Genomic DNA, 15,780 nt, shown 5'->3' on the forward strand with positions numbered 1-15,780 from the left:
TGCGCTTGTGGTTTTGACCCTCGGGCTTGGCATCCCTATATAGGCGGCAGCGCGAAAAAAAGGCAGTGACGTGATCCGGTTCATTCTATCGATTTTCGGGGCAGTTTTCAGCCTCGTGACTTTGGGTATCTTCATGGTTGCGCTGGTGATCGGCGCGGTCTTCTGGATGTATGGCCGCGACCTGCCCAGCCACGAGTCGCTGGCCCAGTACAAGCCGCCCACGATCAGCCGGATCTATTCCGGCGAAGGACAGTTGATCGACGAATTCGCCCAGGAACGCCGTCTTTTCACCCCGTCCGAGGAAATCCCTGATCTGGTGAAACAGGCCTTCATTTCTGCGGAAGACAAGAATTTCTACACCCATCAGGGCTATGACCCGCGCGGCATCATCGCTGCCGGTGTTGAAGCTGTGCGCACCAAGGGAGAGACCGTGCGCGGGGCCTCGACCATCACGCAGCAGGTGATGAAGAACTTCCTGCTGTCGGGCGACCGTCGGGCCGAGCGCAAGATCAAGGAAATCATTCTCGCCACCCGGCTTGAGGACACGCTCGACAAGGAGCAGATCCTCGAGCTTTATATGAATGAGATCTTTCTGGGTCAGAACTCCTACGGAGTGACCGCTGCGGCGCAGACCTATTTCAACAAGACCCTGCAGGAACTGGCCCCGCATGAGGCAGCGATGCTGGCCGCGATGCCCAAGGCGCCGTCGGACTACCACCCGGTCCGCCAGCAGGAACGTCTGCTGGCCCGCCGCAACTATGTGCTGCGGGAAATGAACCAGAACGGATACATCGATCAGGCGACTTACGAGACCGAGGTCGAGATGCCTCTGCGTTCGGTCCAGAACGGGGATTTCGAAAGCTTCCGCACGGCCTTGCCGCCGCGCGATTACTTCACCGATGAAATCCGCCGTCAACTGAGCGAAGACTTCGGCGAAGGTGAGTTTTTTACCGGCGGTTTCACCGTGCGCGCTTCGGTCGACGAAGAGATGCAGGTCGAAGCCGCGCGTGCGCTGCGCGAGGCGCTGCAGAAATACGACCTGTCCCGCGGCAGATGGCGTGGCACGGGCGAGGTGATCGCCGAAGAAAAGCTGGCGGATGAAGCCCAGTGGCGCGATGCGCTCGCGCAGATGGAGATTCCCCGTGACGTCGTCCTGCCGACCCAATGGTATCCCGCCGTTGTGCTGGATGTGGCCGAGCAACAATTGACCGTCGGAATCGAGGATGGCCCTGCCGATGGCACCATTCCTCGCTCTGACATCAAATGGATGCAGGGCAACTTCTTCGATAATTTCAAACGCGGCGATGTGATCCTTGTCATGGCCGGGGAAGAGGGCCAATGGTCCGCCCGTCAGGTGCCCGAAGTGCAGGGTGGCTTTGTCGCGATGGACGTGAACTCGGGCCGCGTTCTGGCGATGCAGGGCGGGTTCTCCTATCAGGACACCGTATTCAACCGCGCCACGCAGGCGCAGCGTCAGCCGGGGTCCTCGTTCAAGCCGTTTGTTTACGCGGCTGCGCTCGACAGTGGCTACAGCCCTGCAACAATCGTTGTGGACGCTCCGATTGAGGTGAATACCCCTCAGGGCCTGTGGCGCCCCAAGAACTCGTCGAACAAGTTCTATGGCCCGACGCCACTGCGCACCGGGATCGAACAGTCGCGGAACCTGATGACCATTCGTCTGGCGCAAGAGGTCACGATGCCCGTCGTCGCGGGCTATGCGGAACGGTTTGGTGTCTACGACCGAATGGGTGCGTTTCTGGCCAACTCGCTGGGGTCCGAGGAGACCACGCTGTATAAAATGGTTGCAGCCTACGCGATGTTCGCAAATGGCGGTGAGCGGGTCGAGCCTACTCTGGTCGACCGGATTCAGGACCGCTTTGGCAAGACGATCTATCGCCATGACGATCGCCAGTGTCTCGATTGTAACTCGACCTGGCTGGAGCCGAATGAGTCGCCGACCATTGAAACCAATCGCTCTCAGGTCATGGATGCGATCACCGCCTATCAGCTGACCTCGATGATGAAGGGCGTTGTGGATCGCGGGACGGCGTCGCGCTATGTCAGCCTGCCGGTACCGACCGCAGGTAAGACTGGAACGACCAACGAATCCAAGGATGCGTGGTTCATCGGCTTCACCTCGAACATCGTGGCCGGTTGCTATATCGGCTATGACCGCCCGCGTCCGATGGGCCGGGGGGCATATGGTGGCACCATGTGCGGGCCGGTCTTCCAGAGCTTCATGGAAAAAGCCGTTGAGAAATACGGTGGTGGTCCGTTCGAGGTGCCCGAGGGCGGTCACTTTATCAAGATCGACCGTTTCAGCGGCGCACGCCTGCCTGCGGATGCATCCGGCGAATACGTCGTTGCCGAATTCTTCCGGGATGGTGTCGATGGGTTTATCGACCGCGTTTATGACGGCGGCTTTGCGATCGGATCGGACCTTCCGCTGTTCGAAGAGGCGCAACGCGCAGGCGTTCAGGTCCAGACCTCGACCGGCAGCACCGTCACTGTTGGCCCCAAAGCCTCGCAAGGGGATTTGAGTACCGGCGGCCTTTACTGATCGCTTTGTTAAAACTCTGATGGCCAGACGTGTAATCGCGTCTGGCCCGTCTTGTAGTGGCCTTCCGCTCTTGCTATCACGCAGTCCTGTTTGACCAAGTTGGGGCAAGACCATGCGCGCCGAAACCCAGAATATCGTGGCGGAAATCGAAAAGTCGCTGGAGCTGCTGGCGCAGCGCATGGACTATGAAACCGCGCCCCATCGGCTTGAGGAATTCAATGCGCGGGTCGAGGATCCGAACCTGTGGGACAGCCCCGAGAACGCACAGAAACTGATGCGCGAACGGCAGATGCTGGTCGACGCGATCGAGACCTATGAGTCCATCAAAACCGATCTCAGCGACAATATCGAGCTGATCGAGCTGGGCGAGATGGAAGAAGATGAAGAGGTTGTTCAGGACGCCGAAGCCTCGATCAAGTCTCTGAAGGACAAAGCCGCCAAGAAAGAGCTGGAGGCTTTGCTGGACGGCGAGGCTGACAGCAACGATACCTTCCTCGAGATCAACTCGGGCGCGGGTGGGACCGAGAGCTGTGACTGGGCCTCGATGCTGGCGCGGATGTATGTGCGTTGGGCGGAAAAGAAGGGCTATACGGTCGAGCTGCAATCCGAGACCGCGGGTGAAGAAGCCGGGATCAAGTCGGCGGCCTATAAGATTTCCGGTCACAATGCCTATGGTTGGCTGAAATCGGAAAGCGGCGTGCATCGTCTGGTACGAATCTCGCCTTATGACTCGGCAGCCAAGCGGCATACCTCGTTCAGTTCGGTTTGGGTCTACCCCGTGGTCGATGACAATATCGAGATTGAGGTGAACCCGGCCGATATTCGGATTGATACCTATCGGTCCTCGGGTGCGGGTGGTCAGCACGTGAACACCACGGACTCGGCGGTGCGGATCACGCACATCCCGACCGGGATCGTTGTGACCTCGTCCGAGAAGTCGCAGCATCAGAACCGTGATATTGCCATGAAGGCGCTGAAATCGCGCCTCTACCAGCAAGAGCTGGATCGTCGGAACGCCGATATCAACGCGGCGCATGAGGCCAAGGGGGATGCGGGCTGGGGCAATCAGATCCGGTCCTACGTCTTGCAGCCTTATCAGATGGTCAAGGATTTGCGGACCAATCATGAGACCTCGGACACCAAAGGTGTGTTGGACGGGGATCTGGATGGGTTCATGGCGGCCACACTGGCGTTGAACGTGGCGGGCAAAAGCCGGTCCGAGGCGCAGAGCGACTAAGGCAGGGCAGGGGGCGCTGCCCCCGCCGCGGCAAGCCGCGACTCCCCCGGGATATTTTTAGTCAGATGAAGGGGATCCGGGTGGTGCTTGGTCATTCGGGAAAAGATGTATTTAAACAATGGGTTTTATTGGTCGGGGTGCGCGGCTAGGCTGGATTTGAACCAAACAGATCGAGGCGATTGAAACCCGGATGGATGTCACTCAGCTTTCCGCAAAGGCGCTGGTCGATCAGCTGTCATCTGGTGCTGTTTCGGCGCTCGAAGTGATGGCTGCGACGCTGGAGCGGATCGAGGCCGTGAATGGTACGGTCAATGCGATTGTGGCCCTGCGCGACGCGGATGATCTCATGGCCGAGGCGGCAGCATTGGACGCGGGTCCTAAGCGGGGGCCATTGCACGGTGTGCCGATTGCAGTGAAGGATCTGGTCAATGTTGCCGGGATAGTGTCATCGCAGGGATCGCCGCTGTTTCGCGATTTTGTACCCGAACAGGACGATCTGATTGCGGCGCGGATGCGCGCGGCGGGGGCGATCTTGATTGGCAAGACCAACTCGCCCGAGTTCGGGCTGGGGTCGCACACGTTCAACCCGGTCTATGGCGCGACCCGGAACCCCTATGATGGGGCGCGCACATGTGGGGGGTCATCCGGCGGCGCGGCGGTTGCGCTGGCGACTGGGATGGTCGCGTTGGCCGACGGCTCTGACATGATGGGAAGCCTGCGCAACCCGGCCGCGTGGAACAACGTTTACGGATTTCGCCCCAGTTGGGGGCGGGTACCTTCGGAACCCATTGGGGACGGGTTTCTGCATCAGTTGTCGACTCTGGGCCCGATGGCGCGCGGCCCTGAGGATTTGGGGCTATTGTTCGACGTGATCTCGGGTGCTGATCCCCGGTCACCTTTGGTCGCAGATGCCGGGCATGTGAGCCCCGTTCAAGCCGCTGATCTTCGCGGCGTTCGGATTGGCTGGTTGGGAGATTGGGGCGGCGCGTTTCCGGTTGAGAACGGCATTCTGGACCTTTGCCGCGATGCCCTAAGCGTTTTCGTAGACCAAGGCGCAGTGGTCGAAGATTTGTCTCCGCCCTTCGATGCGGAAAAGATGTGGGACAGTTGGGTTACCCTCCGGTCTTGGGCCGTGGCAGCGGGTCTGCAACCCTTGCACGGCAAATCAAAGGCCTTGAAGGACAGCGCGCAGTGGGAGTTGGAACGTGGCCTGATGCTATCCGCGATGCAGGTGCACGAGGCCAGCGTTACCCGGTCGGAGTGGTTCCGGCGGGCGGCTGAGCTGTTTAAGGACTATGATGCTTTGGTTCTGCCGGCCGCACAGGTCTGGCCATTCGATGTCGAGACGCCGTATCCGCGTGAGATCATGGGGCGGGCGATGGATACCTATCATCGCTGGATGCAGGTGACGGTGCCGGTCAGCCTGATTGGTTTGCCCTGTCTAGCTGCGCCTGCCGGGTTCGGAGTGGAAGGCCTGCCAATGGGCTTTCAGCTATTTGGACCCAAGGGGTCGGATGCACGGCTACTGTCCATGGGTGCAGCGTATCACGAGGCAACGACATGGCCGCAGAAAAGGCCCGCGATGAGATAGGGCCAGTCGGGGAGGAGAAACAGATGGAAAGACCTTTCGGAGCGCCTCAGATGCGCCCTGTTGACAGTGGGATGCTCAAACAGGCGATGCGGCGGGCGTGGGTTGACCTCCGCAGGGCGCCGCTGTTCGGCTTGATATTTGCGGGGTTTTATGTGCTGGCGGGCTGGGCGATCGCCTGGGTGACACTCCAGTCGGGAACAAGCTATTGGCTGGTCCTCGCCGCGATCGGGTTCCCTCTGATCGGACCGTTTGCAGCGGTCGGGCTGTATGAGGTGTCGCGCCGTCTGGAAGCCGGGGAGGATCTTGATTTTAAAGCGATATTCGGGGTCGTGCTGCAACAGAGCCGTCGTCAGTTGCCCTCAATCTGCGCGATCATCGTGGTGATGTTTCTGTTTTGGTTCTTTCTGGGCCATATGATCTTTGCCCTGTTCATGGGGCTGTCGACGCTGACGAACGTATCCTCTTCGCTCGAAGTGTATCTGACGGCAAACGGGTTGATGATGCTGGCCGTAGGGTCGGCCGTCGGAGCTGTCTTTGCCACCATCCTCTACATGATCACCGTGCTGTCCATCCCGATGCTGTTGGACCGCGAGCTGGATTTTGTGACGGCAATGATCGAAAGTTTCTCCTACGTAAGGGACAACTTTCCGGTCATGATCGGGTGGGGCGTTTTCATCGCCGTGCTGACGTTTGTCGCGATGGTGCCGTGGTTCTTGGGACTGCTGCTGGTGCTGCCGCTTTTAGGCCATGCAAGCTGGCACCTGTATCGCCTGATCTGCGAGGATGACCCGAGCTAGCGTCGTTCGTCGGGCCTGTGGGCCCTTATCAGCTTGCGCGCAGCACCAAGCGCATCTGTTGCATCCTGCCCCAGCTGGGTCAGGGTCACAGGGCGCGCGTCGTCTTTGTCCGGGCGCGTGTAGCTTGTGCCTTGCCAGAGGGTATCTTTCTTGCTGACCACATAGACCCGGCTGTTCTGGCCGTTACGACCGGAAATCAGCATGTAGACATAGTCGCCGGAACAGCTCGCTATACCGCGCACCTCTCGTGCCATGGATGGGCTGCCGGGCATGGCGCTGCGCGGTGTGAAGCCGCGGATCAACGTGCATTGCGGCAGCCGTTTGGCGTGCAAAATGATGGATGTACGGGTGTCCGTCGCCGCGTAAAACCCCGGGGGAAAGGTGCAGTCGTGAGTGGCCTGGGCGCCCGAGCCGAAGAATTGCGTCAGAGTGGCGTTCACATGGTGCGTATTGGCATCCGGGATGTCGTCAAGCGGGGTGAGAACGATACGGGCATCCACATCAAAGAAGCGACATATCCGGTCCAGAACATCCGCGCGCGGAAAGCTCTCGCCCGCAAGATACCTGTTGAACTGCGTTCGGTTGATGCCCAGTTCGCGGCACAATGCAGAAATCGAAGGGTAGTTTCGCGCCAAGCTTCTGAGGTTTGCGCCGAACATGGCGCGAAGTTCGTCCGGGCTGCGCGTATCCTCTGGCATCGGTTCCCCCTGCATCGGCGGTTTCAGTATTGAAAACAGCGGTGCGGACCGGCGGACCGGATGTGTGACCGAAATCGTAAAGATGACCCCAAAGCAACGTTTCCCCACGCCGCGTTGCACCTGAGATGCTAGTCGGACGTAGGGTAAAGGCAATAGGTATTTGTCTATTGGGGGTGATCTTTACGGTTTATTTGCAGGCTTATTTTCCAAGAAGTGTCAAATAGATACTTCTTGCTGCGGAAATACGAAAGGTCCCGGAGATGCCCTGCCAGGACCTTGCAGTTGTCAGTCGCCGCGCAAAAGGGCGGCCACGCCGGTTCTGGCGATCTCAACGAGCCCCAACGGGCGCATCAGGTCAGCAAATGCATCGATTTTGTCGGGAGCACCCGTGATCTCGAAAATGAACGAGTTCAACGTGCTGTCGACTACATTGGCGCGGAAGATATCGGCCAAACGCAGCGCCTCGACCCGCTTGTCACCTTCGCCAACGACCTTGATGATCGCCAGTTCCCGCTCGACCGAGGGGCCTTCGACCGTTAGGTCATGGACCTCGTGAACAGGCACGATGCGGCCCAGCTGTGTTTTGATCTGTTCGATCACCTGCGGGGTGCCGGTGGTTACGATGGTGATGCGGCTGAGGTGTCCAGTGTGGTCGACCTCGGCCACGGTCAGGCTTTCGATGTTGTAGCCACGGCCCGAAAACAGGCCGATCACGCGGGCTAGAACGCCCGGCTCGTTCTCAACCAGAACCGCAATCGTATGGCGCTCCTGCACGTCCGAAAAGGTCGGGCGTAGGTTATAGGCCGAATGGCGGGTAGAGCCTTTTTTGATATGTAGGGCAGACATTTACGTCCCTTTCATCATCTTGCGAAAACCGGACGTCGGGTGCCCGGTCAATTCCGACGAATGTTGTTAAACCAGAACCGAACCTTTGGAGTCGATCACGCCCTGCGTTTCGGCCTCGCCCAGCAGCATCTCGTTATGGGCTTTGCCCGACGGGATCATGGGGAAGCAGTTCTCGTGCTTTTCTACAAGGCAGTCAAAGATCACCGGACCGTCGTAGTTGATCATCTCCATGATCGCGTCGTCCAGATCGGCGGGGTCGGAACACAAGATGCCCTTGGCCCCGAAGGCCTCGGCGAGTTTGACGAAATCGGGCAGGGCTTCGGACCACGAATGCGAGTAGCGCTCACCATGCAGCAGCTCTTGCCACTGGCGGACCATGCCGAGGCGTTCGTTGTTCAGGATGAACTGTTTGACCGGCAGGCGGTACTGCACGGCGGTGCCCATTTCCTGCATGTTCATCAGCCATGAGGCCTCACCCGCGACGTTGATCACCAACGCATCCTGATGCGCCATCTGCACGCCGATCGAAGCCGGAGTGCCATAGCCCATCGTGCCCAGACCGCCTGATGTCATCCAGCGGTTGGGGTCCTCGAACCCAAGGTATTGTGCGGCCCACATCTGGTGCTGACCAACTTCGGTCGTGATGTAGCGATCGTGGTTTTTCGTCAGCTCTTCAAGGCGTTGCAGCGCGTATTGCGGTTTGATGGTCTTCTCGCTGTTGGTGTAGGCAAGGCAGTTGACCTTGCGCCAGTCGGCAATCTGCTCCTGCCACTTGGCGACCGAGGCCGCATCGGTCTTGCGACCGCGCGATTTCCAGACCTTCAAAATATCTTCCAGAACATGCGCAACATCGCCGACGATCGGGATGTCGACGCGGATCACCTTGTTGATCGAAGACGGATCAATGTCGATATGCGCCTTTTTCGAGTTCGGTGAGAACGCGTCGATGCGGCCGGTGATCCGGTCGTCGAACCGAGCGCCGATGTTGATCATCAGGTCACAGTCATGCATCGCCAGGTTGGCCTCATAGAGACCATGCATCCCCAGCATGCCCAGCCAGTTCTCACCCGACGCCGGGTAAGCGCCAAGGCCCATCAGGGTCGAGGTGATCGGGAAACCCGTCGCATCCACCAGCTCACGCAGCAATTGACTGGCTGCGGGGCCCGAGTTGATGACGCCGCCGCCGGTGTAGAAAACGGGTTTCTTGGCGATCTCCATCGCAGCGACCAGTTCGGTGATCTCTTCCAGATCGCCCTTCAGAACAGGCTGATAGCGAGAGGTCGAGGTCTTGGGGCCAGTATAGTCTCCGGATGCAAACTGCACGTCCTTGGGAATGTCGATCAGCACCGGACCCGGACGGCCCGAGGTGGCGACGTGGAACGCCTCGTGCATGGTTTCGGCCAGCAAATCCGTGTCCTTCACCAGCCAGTTATGCTTGGTGCAGGGGCGGGTGATGCCAACGGTGTCGGCCTCTTGGAACGCATCCGAGCCGATCATGAAGGTCGGGACCTGACCGGTCAGAACAATGATCGGGATCGAGTCCATCAGCGCATCCGTCAAACCGGTGACCGCATTGGTCGCGCCGGGGCCGGATGTCACAAGCGCAACGCCGGGTTTGCCCGTCGAGCGGGCATAGCCTTCGGCCGCGTGGACCGCGCCTTGCTCATGCCGCACCAGGACGTGGCGAATGTCGTTTTGCAGAAAGATCTCATCATAGATCGGTAGGACGGCGCCACCGGGATATCCGAATACTGTGTCCACGCCCTGATCCTTGAGGGCCTGAACCACCATCTTTGCGCCGGTCATCTCACGTGTCATCTGCTTTGCTCCGTTCGCGACATGTGTCTTGCGTTTGCCAAAAAAAAGCCCCCGAGTTTTTCGGAGGCGCATGGGTTCGATTGTGGTTTTCCGTTACCGGCCCATACGCGTGTTTCCTACGATTACGACTAGCGTGTTCATCGCCAGAGGCTCCTTATCAGCTTGCAGGGGACATTATGTTCGGCACGACGGAGCGTCAACAGTCAATCGTATGAATTTCATGACCGGATTGATGAATTTTGCGACATTTTGTTGCGCAAAATGCCGCATGTCGGGAATTTCCGGTAAAACCATAGGGCGCGCGCGGTGTTTTGACGGATTTCCGACTTGTCCAAAACCGCCAACGCGATGTCTGAAATGAACCAGAAGCGCGTCATGTGCTGCGGCAGGCTGCCTTTTATGAGGGGCAAATAGGGAGGTCGGCCTTGCTGCAGGAACTCGTGGATTTGGGGCGCTATCCGATTGATCGTCCGGACTCGACCGCGTACCGCCAGTTGATCGGTGATCTGCGCCGAGAGCTTGAGCATGACGGTTGCGCGGTTCTGCCGGGATTTGTGCATGAGGGCGGGTTGGAGCAGTTACTGGTAGAGGCAGATGCCGTCGCGCCCAAGGCTCATCGGTCTTTCAACCGTACGAATGTTTATTTCACCAAGGATGACCCCAGCTATGGGATCGGGCATCCGGTGCGTCGGTTCTATGATAGGTCGAATGCGTTTGTACCTGCAGACAATTTCCCCGGATCGGGTCCTCTGCGGCGTATTTATGAGTTTGACGGTTTTCTGCCGTTCATTCGCGATGCGCTGGATGAGCCTGAGGATCGGTTCTTTCGCTATGATGATCCGCTGGCGGATGTCATCATCAACGTCGTGGAAGAGGGGCAGGGGTTTCCCTGGCATTTCGACACCAACAACTACACGGTGACCTTGGCCATTCAGAACGCCGAGACAGGCGGCGCGTTTGAATATGCCCCGGATCTACGCAGTTCTGAGGATGAGAATTTTTCGGCGGTAAGAAGAGTTCTGGATGGCGATATGCAGGCCGTTCACCGGATCGACTTGCAGCCCGGTGATCTGCAAATATTCAAGGGTCGCTATGCCTTGCATCGTGTTGCGCCGGTTGAAGGCGCGCGCAAGCGCTACGTTGGCATCTTCTCATTTGTGGACACCGAAGGCATGTGTGGCGGGGTTGAGAGGACGCGGCAGCTCTATGGTCGGGTTCTGCCGCATCACTACGCGCGAGAGGGCCGCCGGGCCGATGAATTATTGGACTGAGTTGCCGACACAGGTAGGTTAGGGCCCATTCAGGGAGGGCTTTGGCATGGCGCGTATACTGCAACTCACTCCGTTTGTTTTGTGTTCGTCGTTGCAGAACCAGATTGATTTCTATTGTGAGCGCTTGGGATTCAGCTGCGGGTTTCGACAGGACAATTATGCTTTTCTTTCGCGCGGACCGTTGGCTATTCGGCTGCTGGAATGCCCGCCGCGAGACGATGGCAAGCTGCTGGGGGAAGAGCAGTCCTTCTACATAGATGTCGAGGGGGTTGATGCGCTGTATGACAGCCTCAAACCGGGGTTGGAAGATCTGCCCGACGGACGTGTGCGCCCTCCGTTTGATCAGCCGTACCAGCAACGCGAGTTTCACGTCATTGACGAGGATGGGACATTGATCTTTTTCGGCGAGGATATCAGGCCGCGCGGGTAGCCCTCCCGCCCATCGTCAACGCGCCTGCGGCGCGCCTCCTCTGGTTGGGCCGGGCAGCGCGTGCCGCGCTGTGGGTGGCTCAGAAGCCGACGCCGGTACCCTGCAATACGCCATGTTCCAGCGCATAACGGGTCAGGCCTGCTGTAGAGGAGATGCCCAGTTTGCGTTTGATGTTCTTTCGGTGCGTCTCGACAGTCCGGACCGAGATATCGAGTGCCAGGGCGACTTCTTTGTTGGATTTTCCCTGCGCAAGTTCAAGAAGGATGGTCTGTTCGCGCCCGGTTAGGGCTTCGCGGGCGCTGTCGCCTTTGGGCTTCAAGGACCCGCTGGCGCCGGTGCATAGATATTGCTCGCCCTTCATCACGGCATCGATCGCCTCTTTGATCTCATCCGTGGGCACGTCTTTCAGCACATATCCTTTGGCCCCGTGGCTGAGCGCGGTCGAGATGTATTCGGGGCTGTCATGCATCGACAGGATCAAAATGCGGGTCTCGGGCAGGCGTTCGAGGATCAGTTCGGTCGCGCTCAGGCCGCCGAGGCCGGGCATGTTGAGGTCCATGAGGATTACGTCGGGTGCCAACTCGGCCGCGTGATCAACGGCGGCCTGACCGCTGCCCAGAGTGCCGACGACCTCAATCTCATCATAGCTTTCGAGGATCGACTGGATGCCCTCGGCTACCATGGGGTGATCGTCGACGATGAGGACTCGGATGGTCATGTCCCGGCCTTTCGGTTCGGTGTTGCGTCTTCCTGCGGCGGTAGCAGGTGGCTCAATGGCAGGCTGACTTCGATCACCGTGCCCCCATGCGGGCCGCGTGATGACAGAATACGCAACGTGCCGTCAAGCTGTTCGATCCGTTCCTGCATGTTGCGTAGCCCGATGCCGGTGCCGCTCTGATCTGGTTCAGAGCGTAGCCCGCGCCCGTCATCGGTGATCCGCATAGTCGCGCCTTTCTTGTGCCCGCGCAGGTCGATTGTAACATGCGAGGCGTCTGCGTGGCGCTCAATATTGGTCAAAGCTTCTTGAGCGATGCGGTAGAGGGCGATCTTGCTGTCCTGATCCAGCCGGTTGCGGAAGACAACGGTCGAAAACTCGGTTTCGATCCCGGTGCGCTCGCGGAAGTCATCTGTCAGCGCCTTGAGGGCCGGGCCGAGGCCCAGATCATCCAGCACACCAGGGCGCAGATCGCGGCTGATGCGGCGCACTTCGGTGATCGCCGTGCCAAGGTGATCAATGCCCTTGTCCAATGGGGCCTGCGCGCCCGCGTCATCGCCGCGAGACAAGCGCCTTCGCGCATTGTCTAGCGCATAGCGGACACCGACAAGGATCTGGCTGATCCCGTCATGTAGCTCGCGCGCAACCCGGCCGCGTTCTTCTTCTTGGGCGTCGAAGACCCGCTGGGTGAGCTCTTTCAGCTTGGCATCCGCCAGCCGCCGTTCGCGTATGTTCAGCAACATGCCGGACGCGAAGACGATCAGAACCGAGGCCACAACGATGGCGCCGATATACATGAAGGTGCGCTGGACCCGGTCCTCGACCTCGGCGCGGGCATTGGCGACGGTGGCCAATACGTCGTCGATGAACACACCGGTGCCCACGGCCCAACGCCAATCCTGCAGGCCCACGACATAGGCGATCATCTGCGCCTCTTCTCCGGTTGAGGGCTTTTCCCACATGAAACTGTGCCAGCCCGCACCTTGGCGCGCGAGACGGATGAACTCATCCACGACCGGAGTGCCGTCGCTGTCGGTCAGACCGTCCCAATTGCGGTTGATGAACTGGGTCTGGCGAGGGCTGACAAGGTTCGTGCCGTCGTAGTCATAGACAAAGAAGAACCCGTCCTGACCGTAGATCATCGCTGAAAGGATCTGGGTGACCAGCGTTTTGGCAACGTCATCATCGGGTTCGGCGCGCCCGTAGATATAGGCAAATCCGTTACGCGCCTGTGTGACATAGTTCTTCAGTTCTTCCTTCTTGGCCTCGATCAGGCGCAGCTCCAGCGCCTGTATTTCGCGCTCGGATGTCGCACGGGCCTGATAGGCGACCAGAACGGCAATGGCCGCGACGGCAACGACCAAAGGGATGGCCGCAACCAAAGACAGTTTCTGCGCATAGGTCAGCGAAACCAGATGTCGGAGTCTTTGCATGGTCGAATCGATACGCAAGCGGCGGCGAAAATGCAAAAAGATTGAGCGTTTCTGGGGGCAAATGCCCTCTGGAACATGGGATGGCTGGCTTTTTTGCCGATTTTATCTGCGAAAAACGGGCAGAAATTCGGGTTTCTACGCAGTAGTAGGTATTCCCTTTCATATCGCTGCCTCTAGGCTCCGATCCATTGAAAGCGACAGGCCCGGACACCTCCGGGTGATGACTTATGAAGGGGAGGAACACTCATATGGATCGTCGTTCATTTCTGAAGAAATCTGCTCTGGGCGGCTCGGCTGCTGCGGCAACCGCACTGGCGGCACCGGCTTATGCGCAGGGTCAGCGGACCCTGACCATGGTGACCTCGTGGGGTCGTGGTCTGGCCGGCGTGTTCGACAGCGCGCAGCGCTGCGCCGACAGCATCAACGCGATGTCCGATGGCAGCCTGAACGTAGAAATCAAGGCCGCAGGCGAGCTGGTTGGCGCGTTTGAAGTGTTTGACGCGGTATCTTCGGGTCAGGCCGACATGTACCACGCGGCTGACTACTACTTTGTGGGTCAGCACCCCGGCTATGCCTTCTTCACCGCTGTTCCGTTTGGCATGACCGCGCAGGAACTGGTGAACTGGTACTACCACGATGGCGGCATGGAGCTGCATGACGAGCTGGGCTCGATCTTCGGCCTGAAATCCTTTCTGGCGGGTAACACCGGCGCGCAGGCAGGTGGCTGGTACTCGAAAGAGATCAACGGCCCCGAGGATTTCCAGGGTCTGAAGTTCCGCATGCCGGGTCTGGGTGGCCAAGCGCTGGGCAAGCTGGGCGCATCGGTTCAGAACATTCCGGGTTCCGAAGTGTATCAGGCGCTGTCTTCGGGTGCGATTGACGGCACCGAGTGGATCGGCCCCTGGGCGGACGAAAAAGCGGGCTTCCAGGAAATCACCAAGACCTACTACACCGCGGGCTTCCACGAGCCGGGCGCAGGTCTGTCGCTGGCAACCAACCGCGACGTATTCGACGAACTGACACCGGCCCAGCAGAAGATCATCGAGATCGCCGCGGCCGAAGCGCACCAGTGGAACCTAGCGCAGTTCCTGGCCAACAACGGCGCAGCTCTGCAGCGTCTGCAGTCGGGTGGCGTGAAAGTCATGGAATTCCCAGACAGCGTTTGGGACGCATTCGGTCAGGCTTCGCAAGAGGTTCTGGACGAGAACATGGGCGACGAGCTGTTCAAGAAGATCCACGACAGCGCAATGGCGTCGATGGCATCGTCCTCGGGCTGGCTGAACCTGTCGTCGGGTGCTTACACCGCTCAGCGCGACCGCGTTCGCGGCTAGTCCCAAGTGAACTGACCAAACGGTTTCCCCGCAATCGCGGGGGAGCCTTTCTTGTTGCATATGCGCGGACCCATCATGCCGCTATAATTTGCAGTGCAACTGACGTGACCCGGGGACAACATGCAGGACGATAACGGTATCTCGTTTTTCGGCGCCCTGTGGAATGGACTGATCTGGTTCATTCAGAACATTGCCGAAGCCTTCTATAATTTTGGATATGCGATCACGCATCCGCAGCTGTGGCTGGATTGGTCCGACAAAGAATCGATCATGCGCTTTGTCTACTACGGAGGCTCGGTCGAGTTCTTCTTTGTGGTTTTCACGCTGTTTCTGGTGCTGACTGCCATCGGCCTTTACTACCGAAACGTGATGTGGGGCATGGTGCGCGGGCTGGAGGCCTTCGCCAACACAACCGGGCGTTTCTTTGCCTGGGCGGGTTTGCTGATGGTGATCCAGCAGATCGTTATCGTGTTCATGCAGCGTGTCTTTGCCCGGCCCGATATGTCTTTTGGTCTGGGTATCCCCTTCAATCAGGACATCAGCTGGTTTGCCGAAGAGCTGAAGCTCTATAACGCGATGGTCGTCTGCCTGTGTTGCACTTACACCTTCGTGCAGGGCGGGCATGTACGGGTTGACCTGATCTATGCCGGTATCAGCCACCGCGCCAAGCGCGTCGTTGATATGTGTGGCGCCGTTCTGTTCATGATGCCAATGGCCGTACTGACCTGGATGTATGGCTGGTACTTCATGTGGCGGCACCTGATCGTACCGAAACCCTCGGCCAGTGACACACTGGACAGGCTGGTGGCCAAGTCGCGCGCCCTGCGCTGGAACGTGGAAACCATCGGCTTCAGCCCGAACGGTTTCAACGCGTATTTCCTGTTCAAAATCCTGCTCGTGATCTTTGCGGGCATGGTGTTCCTGCACGCGGTTGCCTTCCTGTGGCGGTCGTATCTGGAATACGTGGAAGGGCCGGAAAGCGCCGGAAAATACCTCGACAAGGATAGCCTTGGCGAAGGTGAAGAAGCCTACGAAGGCGCACATTAAGGACGG

At 58.9% G+C, this 15,780-nt stretch carries 13 protein-coding genes; 8 read left to right on the top strand and 5 right to left on the bottom strand.

Annotated elements, in window-relative coordinates:
• Nucleotides 1-70: 70 nt before the first annotated feature.
• The 4 genes from ACR0AI_RS01185 (at nucleotide 71) to ACR0AI_RS01200 (ending at nucleotide 6,185) form a co-directional block, all read left to right on the top strand.
• On the top strand, nucleotides 71-2,560 hold the full coding sequence (locus tag ACR0AI_RS01185; protein WP_480671269.1) for a penicillin-binding protein 1A: 2,490 nt from the start codon (nucleotides 71-73) through the stop codon (nucleotides 2,558-2,560).
• Nucleotides 2,561-2,672: 112 nt separating this feature from the next.
• On the top strand, nucleotides 2,673-3,797 hold the full coding sequence (gene prfB, locus ACR0AI_RS01190; protein ID WP_480671267.1) for a peptide chain release factor 2: 1,125 nt from the start codon (nucleotides 2,673-2,675) through the stop codon (nucleotides 3,795-3,797).
• Between the two features lie 190 nt (nucleotides 3,798-3,987).
• Nucleotides 3,988-5,388 carry an amidase gene (locus tag ACR0AI_RS01195; protein ID WP_480671265.1) on the top strand — a complete coding sequence of 467 codons (1,401 nt, stop codon included), beginning with the start codon at nucleotides 3,988-3,990 and terminating at the stop codon, nucleotides 5,386-5,388.
• A 23-nt stretch (nucleotides 5,389-5,411) separates the two neighbouring features.
• Nucleotides 5,412-6,185, top strand: a complete 774-nt coding sequence (locus tag ACR0AI_RS01200; protein ID WP_480671263.1) for a DUF2189 domain-containing protein — start codon at nucleotides 5,412-5,414, stop codon at nucleotides 6,183-6,185.
• Here ACR0AI_RS01200 and ACR0AI_RS01205 read toward each other — a convergent pair.
• From ACR0AI_RS01205 to ACR0AI_RS01215, 3 genes are all read right to left on the bottom strand, one after another.
• Nucleotides 6,182-6,883 (bottom strand): helix-turn-helix domain-containing protein, encoded by a 702-nt coding sequence (locus tag ACR0AI_RS01205; protein WP_480671261.1) that lies wholly within the window; start codon nucleotides 6,881-6,883, stop codon nucleotides 6,182-6,184. The two genes, ACR0AI_RS01200 and ACR0AI_RS01205, sit on opposite strands and share 4 nt — an antisense overlap.
• A gap of 285 nt (nucleotides 6,884-7,168) precedes the next feature.
• Complete coding sequence (gene ilvN / locus ACR0AI_RS01210; RefSeq protein WP_170373979.1) at nucleotides 7,169-7,729, bottom strand: acetolactate synthase small subunit; 561 nt, start codon at nucleotides 7,727-7,729, stop codon at nucleotides 7,169-7,171.
• Nucleotides 7,730-7,795: 66 nt separating this feature from the next.
• Nucleotides 7,796-9,547 (bottom strand): acetolactate synthase 3 large subunit, encoded by a 1,752-nt coding sequence (locus tag ACR0AI_RS01215; protein ID WP_480671259.1) that lies wholly within the window; start codon nucleotides 9,545-9,547, stop codon nucleotides 7,796-7,798.
• A 425-nt stretch (nucleotides 9,548-9,972) separates the two neighbouring features.
• Between ACR0AI_RS01215 and ACR0AI_RS01220 the strand changes: the two genes are divergently transcribed.
• Together ACR0AI_RS01220 and ACR0AI_RS01225 are read left to right on the top strand one after the other, a co-directional pair.
• Nucleotides 9,973-10,818 carry a HalD/BesD family halogenase gene (locus ACR0AI_RS01220; RefSeq protein ID WP_170676317.1) on the top strand — a complete coding sequence of 282 codons (846 nt, stop codon included), beginning with the start codon at nucleotides 9,973-9,975 and terminating at the stop codon, nucleotides 10,816-10,818.
• 46 nt (nucleotides 10,819-10,864) lie between these two features.
• Entirely contained in the window at nucleotides 10,865-11,248 is a 384-nt protein-coding gene (locus ACR0AI_RS01225; RefSeq protein ID WP_480671257.1) for a bleomycin resistance protein, read from the top strand.
• A gap of 79 nt (nucleotides 11,249-11,327) precedes the next feature.
• Here ACR0AI_RS01225 and ACR0AI_RS01230 read toward each other — a convergent pair whose 3' ends face one another.
• Together ACR0AI_RS01230 and ACR0AI_RS01235 are read right to left on the bottom strand one after the other, a co-directional pair.
• The gene (locus ACR0AI_RS01230; RefSeq protein ID WP_480671255.1) at nucleotides 11,328-11,966 is read right to left on the bottom strand and encodes a response regulator transcription factor; all 639 of its coding nucleotides are present in this window, start codon (nucleotides 11,964-11,966) and stop codon (nucleotides 11,328-11,330) included.
• Entirely contained in the window at nucleotides 11,963-13,396 is a 1,434-nt protein-coding gene (locus ACR0AI_RS01235; RefSeq protein WP_480671253.1) for a cache domain-containing protein, read from the bottom strand. The genes ACR0AI_RS01230 and ACR0AI_RS01235 overlap by 4 nt, the downstream gene beginning before the upstream one ends.
• Nucleotides 13,397-13,644: 248 nt before the next feature.
• On the opposite strand from ACR0AI_RS01235, the gene ACR0AI_RS01240 reads away from it, so the two are divergent.
• Together ACR0AI_RS01240 and ACR0AI_RS01245 are read left to right on the top strand one after the other, a co-directional pair.
• The gene (locus ACR0AI_RS01240) at nucleotides 13,645-14,727 is read left to right on the top strand and encodes a TRAP transporter substrate-binding protein (protein WP_170373973.1); all 1,083 of its coding nucleotides are present in this window, start codon (nucleotides 13,645-13,647) and stop codon (nucleotides 14,725-14,727) included.
• A gap of 120 nt (nucleotides 14,728-14,847) precedes the next feature.
• Nucleotides 14,848-15,774, top strand: coding sequence for a TRAP transporter small permease subunit (locus tag ACR0AI_RS01245; protein ID WP_170466343.1), 927 nt, complete (start codon nucleotides 14,848-14,850; stop codon nucleotides 15,772-15,774).
• The last annotated feature ends 6 nt before the right edge of the window (nucleotides 15,775-15,780 follow it).

It is taken from the genome of Ruegeria sp. BG3 (assembly GCF_056538485.1).